Origin of the sequence: Novosphingobium sp. Gsoil 351, assembly GCF_009707465.1 — a bacterium.
GTDB lineage: Bacteria > Pseudomonadota > Alphaproteobacteria > Sphingomonadales > Sphingomonadaceae > Novosphingobium.
The window spans coordinates 1,696,823-1,716,033 of record NZ_CP046120.1 but is presented as its reverse complement, the minus strand read 5'-3'; the positions used below and the strand labels follow the sequence as shown (position 1 = coordinate 1,716,033).

The 19,211-nt window shown below is 67.4% G+C and carries 20 protein-coding genes and 1 pseudogene; 9 read left to right on the top strand and 12 right to left on the bottom strand.

Translation table 11 applies throughout. From position 1 onward, the window contains the following. Positions 1–11 precede the first annotated feature (11 nt). Complete coding sequence (locus tag GKE62_RS08240) at positions 12–185, bottom strand: DUF465 domain-containing protein (protein WP_154691828.1); 174 nt, start codon at positions 183–185, stop codon at positions 12–14. A gap of 273 nt (positions 186–458) precedes the next feature. Between GKE62_RS08240 and GKE62_RS08235 the strand changes: the two genes are divergently transcribed. From GKE62_RS08235 to GKE62_RS08225, 3 genes are read left to right on the top strand one after another with little or no spacing between them, the layout of a single operon-like run. Continuing rightward, positions 459–1,370: an SPFH domain-containing protein gene (locus tag GKE62_RS08235; protein ID WP_154691827.1), complete on the top strand. Its 912-nt coding sequence runs from the start codon at positions 459–461 to the stop codon at positions 1,368–1,370. Position 1,371: 1 nt separating this feature from the next. Then, positions 1,372–1,602, top strand: coding sequence for a toxin-antitoxin system HicB family antitoxin (locus tag GKE62_RS08230; RefSeq protein ID WP_154691826.1), 231 nt, complete (start codon positions 1,372–1,374; stop codon positions 1,600–1,602). A gap of 55 nt (positions 1,603–1,657) precedes the next feature. Beyond that, entirely contained in the window at positions 1,658–2,650 is a 993-nt protein-coding gene (locus GKE62_RS08225; RefSeq protein WP_230207012.1) for a right-handed parallel beta-helix repeat-containing protein, read from the top strand. Here GKE62_RS08225 and GKE62_RS08220 read toward each other — a convergent pair. The 6 genes and pseudogenes from GKE62_RS08220 to GKE62_RS08195 all read right to left on the bottom strand — a co-directional run bounded on the left by GKE62_RS08220 (position 2,647) and on the right by GKE62_RS08195 (position 6,908). Further along, positions 2,647–3,839, bottom strand: a pseudogene (locus GKE62_RS08220) (trans-acting enoyl reductase family protein). The gene GKE62_RS08225 and the pseudogene GKE62_RS08220 overlap by 4 nt on opposite strands. Positions 3,840–3,863: 24 nt before the next feature. Beyond that, positions 3,864–4,517 carry a DoxX family protein gene (locus GKE62_RS08215; protein ID WP_154691825.1) on the bottom strand — a complete coding sequence of 218 codons (654 nt, stop codon included), beginning with the start codon at positions 4,515–4,517 and terminating at the stop codon, positions 3,864–3,866. 129 nt (positions 4,518–4,646) lie between these two features. Continuing rightward, positions 4,647–5,201, bottom strand: coding sequence for a dCTP deaminase (gene dcd, locus GKE62_RS08210; protein ID WP_154691824.1), 555 nt, complete (start codon positions 5,199–5,201; stop codon positions 4,647–4,649). A gap of 11 nt (positions 5,202–5,212) precedes the next feature. Next, a complete protein-coding gene (locus GKE62_RS08205) occupies positions 5,213–5,665 on the bottom strand; it encodes a cytidine deaminase (protein WP_370516076.1) in 453 nt (150 codons plus the stop codon). Next, positions 5,662–6,411 carry a glycoside hydrolase family 25 protein gene (locus tag GKE62_RS08200; RefSeq protein ID WP_230207011.1) on the bottom strand — a complete coding sequence of 250 codons (750 nt, stop codon included), beginning with the start codon at positions 6,409–6,411 and terminating at the stop codon, positions 5,662–5,664. Before GKE62_RS08200 ends, GKE62_RS08205 begins: the two co-directional genes overlap by 4 nt. Further along, positions 6,408–6,908 carry a UPF0262 family protein gene (locus GKE62_RS08195; protein WP_154691823.1) on the bottom strand — a complete coding sequence of 167 codons (501 nt, stop codon included), beginning with the start codon at positions 6,906–6,908 and terminating at the stop codon, positions 6,408–6,410. The genes GKE62_RS08200 and GKE62_RS08195 overlap by 4 nt, the downstream gene beginning before the upstream one ends. A 152-nt stretch (positions 6,909–7,060) precedes the next feature. On the opposite strand from GKE62_RS08195, the gene GKE62_RS08190 reads away from it, so the two are divergent. From GKE62_RS08190 to GKE62_RS19720, 6 genes are all read left to right on the top strand, one after another. Beyond that, the gene (locus GKE62_RS08190) at positions 7,061–8,581 is read left to right on the top strand and encodes a replicative DNA helicase (RefSeq protein WP_154691822.1); all 1,521 of its coding nucleotides are present in this window, start codon (positions 7,061–7,063) and stop codon (positions 8,579–8,581) included. A 112-nt stretch (positions 8,582–8,693) separates the two neighbouring features. After that, positions 8,694–9,038 (top strand): DNA-directed RNA polymerase subunit omega, encoded by a 345-nt coding sequence (gene rpoZ, locus GKE62_RS08185; protein WP_154691821.1) that lies wholly within the window; start codon positions 8,694–8,696, stop codon positions 9,036–9,038. A gap of 31 nt (positions 9,039–9,069) precedes the next feature. Continuing rightward, positions 9,070–9,804 carry a ParA family protein gene (locus GKE62_RS08180; protein ID WP_154691820.1) on the top strand — a complete coding sequence of 245 codons (735 nt, stop codon included), beginning with the start codon at positions 9,070–9,072 and terminating at the stop codon, positions 9,802–9,804. A gap of 90 nt (positions 9,805–9,894) precedes the next feature. Beyond that, the gene (locus GKE62_RS08175; protein WP_230207010.1) at positions 9,895–10,431 is read left to right on the top strand and encodes a glycine zipper 2TM domain-containing protein; all 537 of its coding nucleotides are present in this window, start codon (positions 9,895–9,897) and stop codon (positions 10,429–10,431) included. 109 nt (positions 10,432–10,540) lie between these two features. Then, positions 10,541–11,092 carry a DUF3667 domain-containing protein gene (locus GKE62_RS19725; protein ID WP_195908676.1) on the top strand — a complete coding sequence of 184 codons (552 nt, stop codon included), beginning with the start codon at positions 10,541–10,543 and terminating at the stop codon, positions 11,090–11,092. After that, the gene (locus GKE62_RS19720) at positions 11,079–11,600 is read left to right on the top strand and encodes a hypothetical protein (RefSeq protein ID WP_195908675.1); all 522 of its coding nucleotides are present in this window, start codon (positions 11,079–11,081) and stop codon (positions 11,598–11,600) included. The genes GKE62_RS19725 and GKE62_RS19720 overlap by 14 nt, the downstream gene beginning before the upstream one ends. On the opposite strand, the gene ftsH is transcribed toward GKE62_RS19720, so the two are convergent. From ftsH to ptsP, 5 genes are all read right to left on the bottom strand, one after another. Then, positions 11,601–13,547, bottom strand: a complete 1,947-nt coding sequence (ftsH, locus tag GKE62_RS08165; RefSeq protein ID WP_154691819.1) for an ATP-dependent zinc metalloprotease FtsH — start codon at positions 13,545–13,547, stop codon at positions 11,601–11,603. It lies immediately after the preceding gene. 329 nt (positions 13,548–13,876) lie between these two features. Next, a complete protein-coding gene (tilS, locus tag GKE62_RS08160) occupies positions 13,877–14,878 on the bottom strand; it encodes a tRNA lysidine(34) synthetase TilS (protein WP_154691818.1) in 1,002 nt (333 codons plus the stop codon). 66 nt (positions 14,879–14,944) lie between these two features. Further along, positions 14,945–15,883, bottom strand: coding sequence for a tetratricopeptide repeat protein (locus GKE62_RS08155; protein ID WP_230207009.1), 939 nt, complete (start codon positions 15,881–15,883; stop codon positions 14,945–14,947). 105 nt (positions 15,884–15,988) lie between these two features. Beyond that, complete coding sequence (locus GKE62_RS08150) at positions 15,989–16,738, bottom strand: helix-turn-helix transcriptional regulator (RefSeq protein WP_154691817.1); 750 nt, start codon at positions 16,736–16,738, stop codon at positions 15,989–15,991. A 120-nt stretch (positions 16,739–16,858) separates the two neighbouring features. After that, on the bottom strand, positions 16,859–19,180 hold the full coding sequence (gene ptsP, locus GKE62_RS08145; protein WP_230207008.1) for a phosphoenolpyruvate--protein phosphotransferase: 2,322 nt from the start codon (positions 19,178–19,180) through the stop codon (positions 16,859–16,861). Between the last annotated feature and the right edge of the window lie 31 nt (positions 19,181–19,211).

The window sequence follows — 19,211 nt, the reverse complement described above, 5'->3', positions numbered from 1 at the left end:
TGGCGTCCCCGTCAGGCGCGCGCGCGGCGCTGGAGAACGCGGTTGAGCCGGTCCTTAAGCGCGAGCTTGAGCTTCTTCAGGCGGGCGATCTCGAACGGATCGGGCCAGCGCGCGGTCTGCAACCGGCGCAGGCGCTCATCGAGCGTCTGGTGGCGCTCCATCAGGCGGAAAACGGTGTCTGGCATGACAAATCCCTATCGAAAACGAATTGACGTTCGATCGGATGAGCCGTGCCGGAGCCTGGTGCGGGTGGATGGTCGAGCCCGGACCACAGCATCGGAAACATCCGATACAGTCCGACATCACGAGGCATACCGGCGTTGCCGCCACCATGCCGCGCCAGAGGGGCCCGGTCCTGTGAACTCCAGATGGGCTTGGCCGCACCGCAATGCAAGGGCTCTTGACCAGTCATGCCGCAATGATATTAATATGATATCATATTAAAGGGGGGTACATCGATGACCGATTCGCATTCTGCCATGAACCTCAGCCGCGAACGGGGTGCGTGGAGCACCACCGGCTATTTGATGCTCGTGCTGTTCCTTGTGCTGCTCGCATGGACGGTTTGGCACGTTGTCGCGTTTGCGGGCAGCGAGCCGCTCGACACGGAGGTCTTCGGCTTTCTCGTAACGACCGGACTGGCGGTGCTCGCGCTGATCCTGATCTCCTCGGGCTTCTACATGCTCCAGCCCAATACCGCTGCCGCGATCACGCTGTTCGGCAGCTATCGCGGAACGGACCGCCATGCCGGCCTGCGCTGGGTCTGGCCATGGATGGGTAAGGCCAAGATTTCGGTGCGCGCCAACAACCTGATTTCCGACAAGATCAAGGTCAACGACTTGCGCGGCAACCCGATCGAGATGGCCGCACAAGTGGTCTGGCGGGTGGTCGATACCGCGCAGGCGCTGTACGATGTCGATGATTACAAGGCGTTCGTCATGGTCCAGATCGAAGCCGCCGTGCGGACCATCGGGTCGCGCTACCCTTATGACGATTTCTCCCACGCCGAAGTTACCCTGCGCGGCAACCACGACCAGGTCGGCGCGGAATTGCGCAGCGAATTGATCGAGCGGCTGCGGCTGGCCGGAATCACCGTCGATGAGTGCGGATTCACCCACCTTGCCTATGCGCAGGAGATCGCCGGAGCGATGCTTCGCCGCCAGCAGGCCGAGGCTGTGGTCGCAGCGCGCAAGACCTTGGTCGAAGGCGCGGTCGGCATGGTCGAGATGGCGCTGGCGCTGCTCAGCGAGAAAAATGTGGTCGAGCTCGACGACGAGCGCCGCGCCGCGATGGTCTCGAACCTGATGGTCGTGCTGTGTGGCGAGCGCGACACCCAGCCCATTGTCAACGCAGGCTCGCTTTACCAGTAGCATGGCTGGAAGCGGACCTTCGGGCACGGGCAAGAAGGCATTCCCGTTGCGGCTCGACCCGGCGCTCCACGCCGCGGTCGAGCGCGCCGCGGCGTCAGACTTGCGCTCGGTCAACGCGCAGATCGAATGCCTGCTGCGCGAGGCGCTGACCAGGCGTGGGGTGCGCTTGCAGGCTTCGCCCCAGCCGAAGCGGGGTCGGCCGCCCAAGGACCCCGTCAAGCCCGCGTCCTAACGCTCGGTTAACCATTGCGGCCTAGAAACGGAGGCGGTTTCCGGGGGGACCGCCGATGCCTTTGCTTTCGCAACCGACCAGCGGCGCGGCGCGCAACGACCGGCTCGCGCTGTATCTGCTCGGCGGGCTGGCGCTGGCGATCATCCCGCTTGGCGCGCTGTTCGCGCAAGGCACGCCGCAGCGGCCCTACACGATTGCCGAGACCGGGCGCTCGTATGGCTCGCTCCAGCAGGCGGTCGACGCCATCGGCGACGCCAGCGGCACGATCCGCATCGCTTCGGGCCGGTGGCGCGATTGTGCAGTGCAGACCAAGGGTTCGGTCGGCTATGTCGCGCAAGTTCCCGGCCAGGCCGCGCTCGACGGCGGGGTGTGCGAGGGCAAGGCGGCGCTGGTCCTGCGCGGGCGCAGCGCGCGCGTCGAAGGACTGATCTTCGCGCGCTTGCGCGTGCCCGAAGCCAATGGCGCGGGTATCCGGCTCGAGCACGGCGACCTCGCGGTCACCCAAAGCTGGTTCATGGACAGCAACCAGGGCATCCTCACCGCCGAGGACCCCGGCGGCTCGATCCTGATCGAGAAATCAACCTTCACCCGGCTCGGCACCTGCGAAGGCGCGGGCGGCTGCGCGCATTCGCTTTACATCGGCAACTATGGCGCGCTGACCGTGCGCCGCTGCCGCTTCGAACAGGGCCGCGGCGGACACTACGTCAAAAGCCGCGCGGTGCGGATCGAGATCGTCCAGTCGAGCTTCGACGACAGCCGCGGCAAGGCGACCAACTACATGGTCGACCTGCCGGGCGGAGCCAGCGGAACGATCGCCGAGAACTGGTTCGTGCAAGGGGCGGACAAGGAAAACTACAGCGCGTTCATCGCGGTGGCGGCGGAAGGTAAGGCCCATACGTCGAACGGGCTGATCATCGCCGCCAACGACGCCCGCCTGGCGCCTAACGTCGATCGGACCACGACTTTCGTGGCCGATTGGTCGGGCGACCGCCTTGCGCTGGGCGACAACCGGCTGGGGCTGGGGTTGAAGCGCTTCGAGCGGCGCTAGGCTTCCACCCCAAACGAAATCTCGGCGTTGTCCTGCAGCCGCTTTGCCAGCGCCTCGCCGACGAACGACCCCGGTGTCCCGACACCGCCTGGCTTGGCGCACGACAGCAGCGCGATCGCCGTCTCGGCGATCATTCGGCTGGTCGAGCCGTAGCCCGGATCATAACGCCCTTTGACCGCATAGTGCAGTTTCTCGCCGCCGGGCATCTCGCCTATAAACAATACGTCGTAGTGCCCGGTCTCGCGCTCCTCCTTGCTCGGCCCTTCACCGGGCTTGGGCGGTTTGGCCCCGAACGGGTTCTTGAGCATTTCGGCGACCGCATGCGCCGCCGCCTTGCCGGCCTCGCCGGGGCTGGTCAGCATCATCTCGTCATAACGGAAGTCCTCGCCATAGGGGTGGCCCAGGAGGAAATTGGTGCGGTGCACGTTCTTGGTGTTGATCGTGGCCATGATGAACGGCGCTGCCCACTTGTCGAGATCGGCCTCGTAGTGCGGGATCAGGCCGCCGGGCTGGCTCGGCCCGGAAAAGCCGGGGGTGAGCGCGAAGGGATCGTTGAGCACAGATATCAGCTTGGGGTTCTTGGCGACCGCCTTCATCGTCTCGGTCAGGCTCGCCGCGGTGCCGCCCGAAAAGGTTCCCTTCATCGCTCGGACCCGGCCACGGACGCGCGGCGCGGGCTTGCCGAAGCGGGCCTTGGCCTCGTTCTGGAGCATCAGCACGCCCAGATCGAACGGGATCGAATCGAAGCCGGCGGAAAAGCAGATGTGCGCGCCGCTGGCTTTGGCGGCGGCATCGTACCTTTCGATCATCTGGTGCATCCACCCGGGCTCGCCGCACAGGTCCGCGTAGTCGGTCCCCGCAGCGGAGCAGGCTGCGACCAGCGGCTCGCCGTAAAGTTGATAGGGACCGACGGTGGTGATCACGACTCGCGCCCGCCCGCACATCGCGGCGAGGCTGCCGGGGTCGTCGGCATCCGCCACGATCAGGGGGTCGATTCGGGCGCGCCGATCAGGTCGCGCACTTCGCGCAGCTTGGTTTCGCTGCGCCCGGCCATCGCCCATTTCGGCGCGTCGGCGCGGCCGGCATAGTGTTGCGACAGGTATTCGGCGACGAGACGTCCGGTATAGCCGGTTGCGCCGTAGATCACGATGTCGAATTCGCGCGCGTCGCGCGGGCTGGTCTGCGCCATGGGGCCTCTCCCGGCCCGGTTGAATCAGGGCCGCAGGCGAGGGTCTATGGCTTCGGCTCGGTCGTCAATCCCGTCGCGATCCATATCGTGGCGCGCGGCGGGGACGGCCCGCTGGTCGCGGTCGTCGATGCCGTCACGGTTCCGGTCGATCACTGGCGCGGCAACCACTGGGGCTGCCACCACCGGCGCCGGAGCGACCGGCGCGGTCCGCAGGCCTTCGGCGTGCGCTTCGGCCTTGGCCGCGCGCAGCTCGGCCTCATGGACTTTGGCGGCTGCATCGCGCTCGGCGATCTCCGCGCGGCGGGTCAGCCGCATCGAATCGTAGCTCCAGCGCATCTGACTGTGCGCGAACAGACACAGCAGCCCGCCGATCAGCGCAAGGTGGCTCAAAGCCGTGATCGCGCCCGGCATGGTCGTGAGATCGTTATGGAAGAACACGATCGTGAGCGCGACGAAACCGGCGAGCAGGATCGAGGCGAGCCGAGTCATGAAGCCGATGATCAGGCACAAGGCGGCGACCACCTCGAATATCCCGGTGGGGATCGCCAGCCCGTTGGGCAGCCCCGCGCCGGTGATCATTGCTTCGGCCGCCGCGGGATTGAACAGCTTGGTCGCGCCGGAATAGAGAAACAGCAGCGCGATGAAGATTCGTCCGATGACGGCGGCGATGACGTTCATGGCGGCTTGCTCCCGGCATAGCGCTTTGAAAGGCAAGGCGCGGACGGCCGGTTTCGCCAGGGACGAAACCTCCGCGCCTTGGCGATCAAGCGAGTTTGGCGGCGATAGGTTCCCGGAAGCAATACAACTCTACAGCTTGGGCAGGGTAACTCCGCGCTGGCCCATGTATTTGCCCGCGCGGTCGGCATAGCTGATCTCGCACGGCTCGTTGCCTTGGAGGAACAGGAACTGGCACGCGCCCTCATTGGCATAGATCTTGGCGGGCAGGGGCGTGGTGTTGCTGAATTCGAGCGTCACGTGCCCCTCCCAGCCGGGTTCGAGCGGGGTGACATTCACGATAATCCCGCACCGGGCATAAGTGCTCTTGCCCAGGCAGATCACCAGCACGTCGCGCGGGACGCGGAAGTATTCGACGGTGCGCGCCAGCGCGAACGAGTTGGGCGGGATCACGCAGCACTGGGTCGTGCGATCGACGAAGCTGTCGGGATCGAACGCCTTGGGATCGACCACCGAGGAATTGACGTTGGTGAAGATCTTGAAGTCCTCGGCAACCCGCGCGTCGTAGCCGTAAGACGACAACCCATAGCTGATGCACCCATCGCGCCGCTGCGCCTCGACGAACGGCTCGATCATGCCGTGCTCGATCGCCTGGGTACGAATCCACTTGTCCGAAAGAATTGCCATGCCCGCTCCTGTCAGCCCAGACTGGCCGGGCCGAAGGCCAGCGGCAAGAGCGCGGCTAGGGTGGTTTCCACCACATCGTTGGCGCCGATGCACAGCACCGCCGGATCGGTTCCGCCGAGCTGGGCGATCTCGTTGAGGACCTGGCGGCAACGCCCGCAGGGGCTGACCGGATCGGCCCCGGGGGTCGCTTCCCCCGAAGCGGCGGGCCGGCCCCCGACCACCGCCACCGCGATGAGCCCGCCTCGCTTGCCATCCGACATAAGCTTGGCCACCGCCACCGTCTCGGCGCACAGCGACAGGCCGTAACTGGCATTCTCGACGTTTGCGCCGGTGACTACGGTGCCGTCAGCCAGCAACAGCGCTGCGCCGACGTGGAAGTTCGAATACGGCGCGTACGCCCCGCTCGACGCTTCGCGCGCTGCTGCGATCAGTGAATCGCGCTGGGCGGACGACAGCCCACTCACGGCCGCACCACCACCCAGTGAAGTCTACCCGCGGCGGCGGGCGAGCGCAGGCGGGGGTTGGCGCTCCACATCACCCATGGCCGCCCGGCATAGCCCGGCGCGAGATAGGCGCCGGTCACCCACAAGTTTCGATCGATCATCGCGGACACGTGATAGCGCGCCTCGAACCCGCGCGACAGCTTGAGGATCGCGGGCTTGCCCGAATGCGCCTCGAGCTGGTTGACCAAAGTCGTCAGTTCGCTCTGCATCGCCGCCTCGGCGGGAGGCGCTGCGCAGGCCTCGTCGTCGATGGCGAGCTCGATCGCGGGCGGCAGCAACTTGGCGTCGCGGGGGACCACGGTGACGAAATTGCCGGCCTGGGGATCGGCCCCCAGGCACGGATCGAAGCGGTGGAGCGCGCCGACCTGCAACCCGGCTTCGCGCGCGGCGGCAAGATGCTCCTCGAACCCGGCGTTGCGCTGCGTGGTGCCCTCGCTGGCGTCGAGATAGACGAAATCCGCGCCGCTCGCCTTCAGCGCGGCGAAGTTCACGGCGCTGTCGCCGCTGCCGATTTCCGCGCCCTGCACGGGAAAGCGCGCGCGCGTGGGACGCCATTCGCCAGCCTCCCACCAAGCCGTGCCGATCAGCACCAGCGCCAGCAGCCCGCCCGCCGCGAACAGCCGCCGCCGGACGACGCGCGTCGTCGAACGCTTCGCCCTTGCCATGATCTTGTCGTGCGCCCCGTGCTCGATTCTGGTCTGATTCAACCCCTGATATGCAGCACGCAGATCAGGGTAAAGAGCCGCCGTGCGGTGGCGAAGTCGGTTTCGACCTTGCCCTCCAGGCGTTCAAGCAGCAGCTCCGCCGCTTCGTTGTGGACCCCGCGGCGGGCCATGTCGATGGTCTCGATTTCGGCTGCGGTGGCGCGGCGGATCGCTTGGTAATAGCTGTCGCAGATCGCGAAATAATCGCGGATCGGGCGGCGGAAACGCCCCAGTGCGAGAATAATCGTTTCCAGCAGCGTGCCGGCTTCGTCGGCGATCGCCAACGCCAGCCGCCCGTCTTCGACCGACAGGCGCAGCCGGTACGGACCATCGTGCCCCGCCTCGGCCGAGCGCACCGGACGAAACGAGTTCTCCTCGATCAGGTCGAAGATAGCGATCCGCCGTTCCTGTTCGATATCTGGATTGCGCCACAGGATAGTCGCTTCGTCCAGATCGATGTGGCTGATGCGCCAGTTTTCGATTTTACCGGGGTCCGCCATGGCGCACGCTGTCTCGCAGATGCAACATGCGGGGGCAAGGGAGCATGGCCTGTCGGGAAATGGCGCAGGCGATACTTATAGACAGGGCGATCCCCAGCCGTTCGTCGCAACGCCCTTGCCGCCGCGGCACCGCCCGTCGCATTGACCCCCGCATGGCCAGCGAACCGATCCCCTTTCCCGCACCCGCTTCCGCAGACGAGTCGGGAATCCGCGCGTTGCCGGCGAATCTGGAGGCCGAGGCGGCATTTCTCGGCGCAGCGCTGATCGACAACCGGGTTATCGAAGAGCACGCAGGCAACCTGCGCCCGCAGCACTTCTTCGAGCCGCTCCACCAGCGCATATACGAGCGCATTCTTCAGCTGCTCGATCGCAACGCGACCGTCACCCCGGTGACCCTCAAGCCTTATTTCGAGGCGGACGAGGCGCTCAAGGAGCTGGGGGGCATAACCTATCTCGCGCGGTTGACCGCCGATGGCCAAGGCCTGCTCGCCCCGCGCGAACTGGCCGCGCAGATCTATGACCTGGCGCTGCTGCGCGAACTGGTTTCGGTCGGGCGCAACCTCGTCACCGGGGCGATGGACACCTCGAACGATGTCGCCCCAATGCAACAGGTCGAGGAAGCGGAGGCGGCGCTATATGCCGTCGCCGACGGCGCCAGCAGCGGACGCGAGGCGCAGACTTTCGCGGTCGCGACGCGTATCTCGCTGGGGATGATCGAGCAGGCGCTGCTTTCGGGCGGTCACGTTTCGGGCACCACCACCGGGCTGACATCGGTCAACGAGAAGATCGGGGGCTTGCACGAATCCGACCTGTTGATCCTCGCCGGGCGCCCCGGCATGGGCAAGACCGCGCTGGCCACCAACATCGCTTTCAACGCCGCCGACCGCATGCGCCGCGACCTGGTCGACGGCATCGCGGCGGACAAGTCGGTCGGTGCGGCGGTGGCGTTCTTCAGCCTTGAAATGAGCGCCGACCAGCTGGCCACGCGAATCCTCGCCGAGCAGTCGGGTATCTCCAGCGAGATGCTGCGGATGGGCAAGATCAGCCGCGACGATTTCCAGCAACTGTCGTTCGCAAGCCAGCGCCTTGCCGAACTGCCGCTCTATATCGACGACACCCCGGCGCTGTCGATCGCTGCGCTGCGGGCGCGTGCGCGGCGCCTGAAGCGGCGGCACGACATCGGCCTGATCGTTGTCGATTACCTCCAGCTGCTCCAGGGCTCGGGTCGCGCGCAGGACAACCGCGTCAATGAGATTTCCGAGATCAGCCGCGGCTTGAAGACGCTGGCCAAGGAGTTGAACGTGCCGGTGCTGGCGCTGTCGCAGCTCAGCCGGGCGGTCGAGCAGCGCGAGGACAAGCGCCCCATGCTCTCGGACTTGCGCGAATCGGGTTCGATCGAACAGGACGCCGACATCGTTCTGTTCGTGTTCCGAGAAGACTACTACGTCGGCTCGCGCGAGCCCAAGCGCCCGGTCGAAGGTGACGACGCCAAGACCCACGATGCCCACGCGCAATGGGCTGCGGACATGGAGCGGGTCTACGGCCTAGCCGAGCTGATCGTCGCCAAGCAGCGCCACGGATCGACCGGCAAGGTCCGCCTCCGCTTCGAACCGCGCATCACCAAGTTCAGCGATCTGGCCGAAGGGGACCGTGCGAGCAACGGCTACGACTGATCGAGTTCGTGAGAATCAACCCGTCATCCTGCCCGAAAATCTTGACTTTCGCGTGCTCGGCCCGTACCTCACGCGCTTTCCCGCAGACTCTGCAATTTGATCGGAGTGCCCGATGGCGCGCGTTACCGTCGAAGATTGTGTCGACAAGGTTCCCAACCGTTTCGACCTCGTCCTGCTCGCCGCGACCCGAGCGCGCGCAATTTCGGGCGGGGCCGAGCTGACGATCGAGCGTGATCGCGACAAGAACCCCGTCGTCGCACTGCGCGAGATCGCCGACGAGACGATCAGGCCCAAGCACCTTCACGAGAACTTGGTCTCGTCGCTGCAGAAGATCCTCCCCGACGACGAGGACGAGGCCGATGCGGTCGGCTCGCTCAGCCAGTCGGCCGAAGCACTGCGGATCACTGCTGCCGCGCCGGTGCGCAACACCTCGCTGGGCGCCGACTACGACGGCTGACACCCCCGCCGTTCGCCACTAGTCTGCGCGGATGGCGACGATCGCGGTCTACAGCGTTAAGGGCGGAGTCGGGAAAACGACCATCGCCGCCAATTTGGCATGGTGCGCGGCGACGATCTCCAAGCGCGCCACGTTGCTGTGGGACCTCGACGCCTCGGGTGGTGCCAGTTTCCTGCTGGATGTCGATCCGCCGCCGCGTCAGCGCGCCGCCGGGCTGTTCGCGCACGAACAGGAACCCGCCGCCTTGGCCCGTGCCACGGCCTGGCCAGGGCTCGCGCTCCTGCCCGCCGACGCCAGCCTGCGCGCGCTCGATGCGGCGCTGCTCAAGATTGGCAAGAAACGCCGCCTCGCCCGGCTGATCGAGCGGCTCGACAGCGATTACCCGCGGATCGTGCTCGATTGTCCGCCGGTACTCAACGAGGTAAGCGCCCAGGTGATGCGCGCCGCCGATGCGGTGGTCGTGCCGCTCACGCCCTCGCTCCTGTCGCTGCGCGCGCTCGAACAGATCCGCGCGGATCTTGCCGACAACCACAAGCGCCACCCGCCCCTGCTGCCGGTGCTCTCGATGATCGACCGCCGCCGCGCCAGCCACCGCGCGGCGATTCTCGCGCACCCGGGCTGGCCGGTGATTCCCATGGCCAGCGCGATCGAGCAGATGGCCACGCGCCGGGCGCCGATCGGCGCATTCGCCCCGGCGAGCCCGGCGGCCCAAGCCTTCGCCGCGCTGTGGGCGATCGTCGAGCGGCGCCTGACGCGGGCTGCCTGACCGCGGCACGGGGCGGGAACGGCGGGAACGCCGTCTTGCCGCAGTCGTTCTGACGGCCATGGGCGAAATCGCACGAGCAGGAGAGTTATCGTGAAGAAACTGGCATTGGCCGCCGTGATCGGCATGGCCTCGATCCCATTGGCGAGCGCACCCGCCGCCACGCAGACAGGCTACCGCACCGACCGCGAGGTGCGTGAATGCAACCGCGAGCTGCGCCGCGCCGATTCGCGAGCCGAGTATCGCCGGGAACTGCGTGAGTGCCGCCGCGAACTCGCCAAGGCGCAGCGCAAGGACAACCGCGACTGGCGGCGTTATGCGGCTTACGACTACAACCGCTACGAGCCCGGATACCGGTATTACGATGCCCAGCGCTACTACCGCGACGGCAGCTATTACCGGCCGTACACCCTCAGCCGCACCGACCGCATCTATCGCGGCAACGACGGCCGCTACTATTGCCGCCGCAACGACGGGACGACCGGGCTGATCGTCGGCGCGGCGGTTGGCGGGTTGCTCGGCAACCAGATCGCCCGGGGCAGATCCAACGTGCTCGGCACCATCATCGGTGCAGGCGCCGGCGCCGCGCTGGGCCGCGAGGTCGAGCGAGGCAGAGTGCGCTGCAACTGATCGCGAGGTTCGCATCAATGAAGGGCTGGCGGCAACGTCGGCCCTTTTTGCTTACGAGGGCAATTGCCTAGACGACCTGACCCGGGCTACCTCGCCGTGCGGGGTGAGCATGAGCGGAAGCGAGATCGTCGGCGATATTGCTGAGGGAGCGCTGCTCGCCCGGGCGGTCGAGCCCGCTGCGGGCGAGGCGCCAGATGGGCACACGCAAGAGACGGCGTGCCTCAACTGCGGGACGACCCTTTGCGGCAGCCACTGTCACTCGTGCGGCCAGGCTGCACATGTCCATAAGACGCTGGCCGCGTTCTTCCACGATCTGCTCCACGGCGTGTTCCACTTCGAAGGCAAGATCTGGCGCACGCTGCCGTTGCTGGTGTGGCGACCGGGGCTGCTCACGCGCGAGTACATCGATGGCCGCCGCGCCAGCTATGTCAGCCCGATCGCACTGTTCCTGTTCGTCGTATTCCTCACCTTCGCGCTGTTCAACCTGGCGGTGGGACCGATCCACGTCGAACCCTCCGCCGTGATCGCCGCCAAGTCCGGCGGCGTTCAGGCCGAGGCCGACGCGGCCCGCGAGCTTGCGACGACCGAGGCCCGGCTCGCGCGCGCGCGCCGCGGGGCGGCCGACCGGCGATCTGGAAAGCGAACTGGTGTTCGATCGTAGCGCGCTTGCCGCGATCCGAGCCGGGCGAGCGGGCAAGCTGCCCGATCAACTGGCGGTGTCCGATGGCGCGAGCGACGGAAACCTCGTCAACCGGATCAACGCGCTGTGGAAGAAGGCCAAGGCCAATCCCGACCTGCTGATCTACAAGCTGCAATCGAGCGCTTACAAATACAGCTGGATGCTGATACCGCTCAGCGTCCCGTTCGTGTGGCTGCTGTTTCCCTTCAGCCGCCGCTTCGGGCTTTACGATCACACGGTATTCGTGACGTACTCGCTGTGCTTCATGCTTTTGCAGATCGCCGCGATCAGCCTGGCGGTGACGTACGATGTTCCCGTGCTGCCCGTCGTGCTGTTGCTCTACGTGCCGCTTCACATGTACCGCCAGCTGCGCGAGACTTACGCGACGTCCCGCGGCGGGGCGCTCGCGCGGACTACGGCGTTGTCGCTGTTCGCCGCGATCTCGCTCTTGCTTTTCGCGCTGGCGCTGGTCGCCCTTACGCTGAGTTGATCACGCCCCCTGCGGCGCCGCCTCGCCCGCGCCGCCGAAGCGGCGACCGGCCTTGGGGATCGCCGAGCCAACCGTGGTCACGGGTCGCACCGGCCCCGTCGGGGCATCGGGGCGGTCGATCTTGCCGGCATCGAGCAACTGCTTGATCTCGTCGCCGCTGAGCGTCTCGTATTCGAGCAGCGCCTGCGCGAGCAGATGGAGCTTGTCCTCGTTGCCCTTGAGCACCTCGCTGGCGCGGGCATGCGCCCCCTCGACCAGCGCGCGGATCTCCGCGTCGATCGCCTTGTTGGTCTCGTCCGAATTCATCGTCCGCTGGCTGCCGCCGTAGCCGAGATAGCCTTCCTGGGTCTGCTCGTACTGAAGCGGCCCCAGCTTGTCCGACATGCCCCACTGGGTGACCATGTTGCGCGCCAGGCTGGTCGCGTACTGGATGTCGGACGAGGCGCCGCTGCTGACCTTGTCGTGGCCGAAGATCAGCTCCTCGGCGACGCGGCCGCCCATGCTGACCGACAGGTTCGCGTGCATCTTGTCGCGATGATAGGAATAGCTGTCGCGCTCGGGCAGGCGCATGACCATGCCGAGGGCGCGGCCGCGCGGAATGATCGTGGCCTTGTGGATCGGATCGCTCGCGGGTTCGAACACGCTGACGATGGCGTGGCCGGCCTCGTGATAGGCGGTCATCTTCTTCTCGTCGTCGGTCATCACCATGCTGCGCCGTTCGGCGCCCATCATGACCTTGTCCTTCGCGTCCTCGAACTCCTGCATCGCGACCAGCCGCTTGTTGCGGCGCGCGGCGAGCAAGGCGGCTTCGTTGACCAGGTTGGCGAGGTCCGCGCCCGAAAAACCTGGCGTGCCGCGCGCGATCGTGCGCGGATTGACGTCGGGGGCCAGCGGCACCTTCTTCATGTGGACGGCAAGGATCTTTTCGCGGCCCTCGATGTCGGGGATCGGCACCACGACCTGGCGGTCGAACCGGCCGGGGCGGAGCAGCGCAGGATCGAGCACGTCGGGGCGGTTCGTGGCGGCGATGATGATGATGCCCTCGTTGGCCTCGAACCCGTCCATTTCGACCAGCAGCTGGTTGAGCGTCTGCTCGCGCTCGTCGTTGGAGTTGCCCAGGCCGTGGCCGCGATGGCGGCCGACCGCGTCGATCTCGTCGATGAAAACGATGCACGGCGCGTTCTTCTTGGCCTGTTCGAACATGTCGCGCACGCGGGATGCGCCGACCCCGACGAACATCTCGACGAAGTCAGAGCCCGAAATCGTGAAGAACGGCACGCCCGCCTCGCCCGCGATCGCGCGCGCGAGCAGGGTCTTGCCGGTGCCGGGCGAGCCGACCAGCAGAGCACCCTTGGGGATCTGCCCGCCCAATTTCGCGAAACGGTTGGGATCGCGCAGGAACTCGACGATTTCCTCCAGCTCCTCGCGCGCCTCGTCGATCCCGGCGACGTCCTGGAAGGTCACCCGCCCCTGCTTTTCGGTAAGCAGCTTGGCCTTGGACTTGCCAAAGCCCATCGCCCCGCCCGCGCCGCCGCCCTTCTGGACCTGGCGCATCGCGAAGAACGCCACGCCCAGAATCAACAGGAACGGCAGGGCCTGGACCAGGATGTAGAGCAGCAGGTTGGGCTGCTCCTCGGCCCGGCCCGCGTATTTCACGCCGTTTTCATCCAGCAGCTTGGTCAGCCCGCTGTCGCCCGCGATCGGGATGGTCGAGAACGGGGTGTTGTTCTTCAGCGTGCCGGTGATCCGGTCGGGCGCGATCTGAACCTCGCTGACCGAGCCCTCGGCGACTTTGGCGCGGAAGTCGGAATAGCGCATCTGGCTGGCCGCGGCATCGGTCTTGGGGCCGAACATCGAGACCACAAGCAGCAGGGCGAGGAAAATTCCGCCCCACACCATCAGGCTCTTGATCCAGGGGTTGCCGCCGGGAGGCTGGTCGTCGTTCATGGTCCGATTGCGCTCTTCGTGAGGGGGGGCTTGCCTGCCAATGTAGGCGCGGGACGGTGAATGGCAATATAACGGACCCGTGGACCGTGAAAGCGTCGGCGAAACTCTGAGACTTTCTCGTCTAACGAATTGATTAAAAACGATTGTGTGGCGCACGCCTGTGACCTTCGAAGTCATCCGGGGCGCGGGACGCGTTGGCGTCCGTCGATTCCGGGGGCAAAGGTCGCATCGCGCCGCACGGCGAAGCGATACTACGCCGGGCCGGACGTAGGACAGCGCTTTAATGGCCGAAGCGGCTTGGCGCGGCGATGCCCCCGCGCATGGTCTGGTCATTGGCGACGTGCGGGGGCGCCGGAAAAGCGCCAGATTCCGCGTGCGGACGAAGCCCGCACGCCGCCCAGGGTCGCGGTCTCGCCGGCGTCGAGGCGGTCCACCAGGCGCGCGATCTCGCTTCCGCGCGGCGCGCCTTCGTGGGCGAGCTCGGCCACGATGCGCTCGACCACCCGCAAGCGCACCGCGCGGGGGGCCGCGGGGCGATAGACGAGGATCGCGCCGGGGCGCTCGACACGCTCATCCCATTCGCGCGTCGCGGCCCAGGCAAGCGCATCGTCGGCCTCGCCGAGGTGAGCGGCGCTGGCGGCGAGAGCGGCGGAATCGAGCCAGTCGGAATTGCCCAGTTCGGATCGCACGCGCGCGCGCTCGAAGCGCGGATCCGCATTCGACGGATCGCGCGCCGGGTCGAGCCCGGCCGCGGCGACCACTGCCTCGAGCGCGGCCTTGCGCCAGGTGAGCAGAGGGCGAAGCAGCGGCAGGCCGGGGTGGCCGGGCACCTCCGCGCACGCACGCATCCCCGCCAGTCCGCGCACGCCGGCGCTGCGGTTGAGCCGCATCAGCAGCGTCTCGGCCTGATCGTCGGCATGGTGCGCGGTGACGATCGCCCCTAGCCCGCGCGCCTTCGCCCACTCGCCCAGCGCGTCATAACGCGCGGCGCGGGCGTTGGCCTGGAGGTTGCCGGTTGCTGCGACGACGGGGCGCAAGGTGGCGTGAGGAACGGCGAACCGTTCGCACAGCACACCGACTGCTTCGGCTTCTGCAACGCTCTCGGCGCGCAGGCCGTGATCGACGGTGGCGACCTCGAAGCGGTCGGGGGCTCCCGCGCAGGCCAGTAGCAGCAGCGCAAGACTGTCGGGGCCGCCGGAGACGGCCAGGCCGACGCGGGATTTGGAATCAATCAGCGCGTCAAGGCTTGCGGCGAAGCCGCTGTAGCTTTCCTCGTTCAACCCAACCCCGCTGATGTCGAGCGTAGCCCAGACATCGCGCGCAACCTGCATCGTTGCGCCACATCCCTCGACTTCGCTCGGGATGAGCGGCGCGGGGGGACTAGATCGTCCGCCCTATCAATTGCACTTCACCGCTGATTTGGCGCTGCCATACTGGCTCGCCAACCGCCCCGCCGCCTCGCCGGGATAAGTGTCGGCGAACTCGGCCAGTGCGACGCAGGCGCGTTTGGTTTCCTTCAGCCGGGTCATCGCCACGCCCAGATAGAGCAGGCTGTCGGCGGCGCGGTCGCCCGCTTTGTCGGCCTGGTAGTTCTGGAGGAACACCTGCGCCGCGGTGCCGGGCTTGCCGTCGTCGAGATAGGCGCGGCCCAACAGGTTGCGGGCATAGCTGATACGCTTGCCCTTGGGGTATTTGTCGACCGTCGCCTTCAACTGTTGCGCCGCTTCGGGATAGAACTTCGCCTCCCACAGGCGATAGCCGTAGAGATAGTCGTCCTCTGCCTTGTCGCCGCTGGCCGGCCGTTCGATCGCGGCGACCGCCGCGATGCGGTCGGCGCTGGGCTTCGCGGCGGGGGTCGCTGCCATCGCTGCCACATTGGAGGCCACCGAGCCGGTGATCGAAGCCGGCTTCGGGTCTGCCGAGGTGGTGGCCGCGGCGGGCGCGACGACGGGGGCCGCATTGCCGCCCTCGATCGCGGCCAGGCGCGCCTCGAGCTTGCCCATCCGGTTGGCGTTGTCCTCGCTCTGCGCGGTGATCCGCGCCAGCGCCCCTTCGACCGCGTCGATTCGCCCCATCAGGTCGTTGACCGGACCCGTCGTGACCGTGGCCGGAGCCGCGACCGGCGTCGCCGGGCGGGCGATCTCGGCCTCGAAATACTTGCCGTCGGACCCAGGAAAGACCTTGCGCTGGAGCGCGCGGACTTCTGCCTCCAGCTTCTTGATGCGGACCTCGGCGTCGCTTTGCGCAGAGGCGGGTGCGGAAAGAGCGCACCCCGCCAAAGCCAGCGCAATGCAGATGCGCGAATACAGTCGCCGCCGCGCTGTCGCCATGATCATTATTCTCCCGCCCGGCCCGTTTTCATGGCCGTTCCAAACCGTGCCGAATTTGCTTTAACCATGCCTTGAGCGCCTGTCACCCGGCGCAGTCGGCCAAGCCGCCGCTCAGGGAGAGGGCGTGCTCGACGGGACCGGTTCGGGCTGGGTCTGCGCGGCTACCGGCGGTTGCACCGGCTCGGGCCCGGGCGACGGCGCCGCCCGCGCCGCGGCGGGCGTCGTGCTGCGCGCCGCGGGGCGCGACTGGACCGCCGGGCCGGCCGGCGCCGCGTCGGCGCCGGTGCCGGGTGCCGGATCGAGCGGGGTGACCTGCCCGGCCGCGCTCTCCGCCGTCGGGCTGAGCATCGCCGCCGGGGTCAGTTGGGGCGAGGCGACAGCGTTTGCGGCAACGTCCTCGCGCACCGGGGGCAGATCGACGGCGGGCACGAAATAGCTGCGCCAGAACACCGCTCCGGCCACGATCAGCACCAGCCCGAGCCCGGCTGCGAGCCACGCCAGCCGTGACGAGGGGACTTTCGCGGGATCTTTGAGATCGAGGTCGTAGGCCGGGCGCTGGTTAGCGGGGGTTTCCTGCTCGTTGAGCTCGCGGCGAACCTGCGCGGCGATGACCCCGCCGTCCAGCCCGACCGCCCCGGCATAGCTGCGGGCAAAGCCCACGGCGTAGATCCGCGCGGGCAGCGCCGAAAAGTCGCTGTCCTCGACCGCGGCCAGATGACGTTCGTTGATCTTGGTTCTCAGCGATAGCTCGCCGCGGTCGATCCCCAACCGCTCGCGCGCTGCGCGCAATCTATCCCCGGCTCGCGACGAAAGATGGTCCTCTCCCGTCGCCTCGATTGGCATTACGTCCGCTTCGGCCACGACCCGATCCCCACGCCCCGCTTGAATTTTCGACGACCCCTTGGCACCCAAACGCGCATTTCGTCGTTCCGAGTCAACGGCTTTGCGGCAGGAAGGGCGTTTCCAGCCGACGAAACGAGATCAATCGACCTCGATCTTGCGCGCCGCGGCCCATTCGAGCAGCGCGACGCGCATGTCGGCGCGCGGTTCGGCCAGCCATCCGAGCATCGCGGCGCGGATTTCAGCGGCGTCGATCGATCGGACCAGCGCCTTGATCGGGCCGACCGCGGCGGGGGTGATCGACAGCCGCTTGATCCCCAGCCCGATCAGCGCCAGCGCCTCCAGCCGCCGCCCGCCCATCTCGCCGCAGACGGTTAGATCGACCGGATGTCCGCCCACGCCGGGGCCGGTGTCGCGGACCACCCGCGCCAGGAAGCGCAGGATCGCCGGGCTCAGCCAGTCATAGCGTTCTGCCAGCTTGGGGTTGGAGCGGTCGGCGGCGAACAGGAACTGGGTAAGATCGTTGGTCCCGATCGACAGGAACGAGAGCTTGGGCGCAAGCACGTCGAGCACTTCGGCGAGCGCCGGCACCTCGAGCATCGCGCCATAGCGGATCGCCTCGGGCAGCGGCTTGCGCTGCTGCTTGAGCCAGGCGACCTGGCTCTTGAACACTGCCTGCGCCGCGTCGAACTCCCACGGTTCGGACACCATCGGGAACATGACGTTGAGCGTGCGGCCCCCGGCGGCCTCGAGCAGCGAACGCGCCTGCGCCTTCATCAGGCCCTCTCGTTCGAGCGCGACGCGCAACGCGCGCCAGCCCATCGCCGGGTTCTCCTCGCCGTCGCCATCGTCGTGCCGCAGATAGGGCAGCACCTTGTCGCCGCCGATGTCGACCGTGCGGAACACCACCGGCTTGTCCCCCGCCGCGTCGAGCACGTCGCGATACAGGCGGGTCTGGCGCTCGCGCGCAGGCAGCGTGGCCGAAACCAGGAACTGGAACTCGGTGCGGAACAGCCCGACCCCGTCGGCCCCGGTCGCGGCGAGCAGCCCCATGTCGTCGCGCAGGCCGGCGTTGATCATCAGCGTGACGCGTTCGCCGTCCTTGGTCACAGGTTCGAGCTCGCGCATCGCGGCATAGCCGGCCTGGCGCTCGCGGCTCTTGGCGAAGCGCGCCTCGAACGCCTCGACCATCGCGGGGATCGGGCGCAGGATGACTGTGCCCTGATCGCCGTCGAGCAGCATCTGGTCGCCCTCGCGGACTTTGCCGCGGATGCCGCGCACGCGCCCCAACACCGGGATACCCATCGCCCGCGCCACGATCACCACGTGCGCGGTGAGCGAGCCCTCCTCGAGGATCACGCCCTTCAGGCGGCGGCGATCGTATTCGAGCAGTTCGGCCGGTCCCAGGTTGCGCGCGATCAGGATCGCGTCGCCGCGCAGGCCTTGGCTGGCCGCGGTGCCGACCTGGCCCGACACGGTCCGCAGCAGGCGGTTCGCCAGGTCCTCCAGATCGTGCATCCGGTCGGCGAGCAACGGATCGTCAATCTGGCGCATCCGCATCCGGGTGCGCTGCTGGACCCGTTCGATCGCGGCCTCGGCGGTCAGCCCGCTGTCGATCGCCTCGTTGATCCGGCGGCTCCAGCCTTCGTCGTAGGCGAACATGCGATAGGTCTCGAGCACCTCGTCGTGCTCGCCGCCGACGCCAAACTCGGCCTGGCTGGCCATCCGGTCGATCTGCTCGCGCATCTTGTCGAAAGCGAGATAGACCCGCTGGCGTTCGGCCTCGGTATCCTCGGCGACGACATGCTCGATCGTGATCCGCGGCTGGTGAAACACCGCGCCGCCCGCGGCGAGCCCCTTGACCAGCGCAAGCCCGGTCAGCCGGTCCTCGCCGGTCGCCGCCATCGCCGCGGACAGCGCCTCGTCCTCGTCGATCAGTTCGGCGTTGGCGATCAGCTCGGACAGAACCATCGCCACGGTCTGCAGCGCCTCGATCTCGACTTCCTCGTAGCGCCGCGGATCGGCGTGCTGGACCGCGAGCACGCCCACCGCACGCTGGCGGCGCACGATCGGCACCCCCGCGAAGCTGTGGAACTTTTCCTCGCCGGTTTCGGGACGGTACGAGAAGTCCGGGTGCGCGGTGGCTTCGGCGAGATTGAGCGTCTCGGTGTTCTGGGCGATCGTCCCGACCAGCCCCTCGCCGATCGCCATCCGGGTGACGTGGACCGCCTTTTGCGACAGTCCGTGGGTGGCGAACAGCTCGAGCATCCCTTCGCGCAGAAGGTAGATCGAACAGACCTCGCTGTTCATCGCCTCGGCGATCACGTCGACCACGCGGTTGAGCTTGCCCTGGGCGTGCGCCCGCGAGGCCATGACCTCGTGCAGGCGCGTCAGGATCGAGCGGGCGGCGGCCGCGGCGGAAAGCATGGGGGTGGCGTAGCGGAAGTGGGGCGCGGTTTCCATACGGGGGATCGCGCGCGTCGCGGTGCCCGCC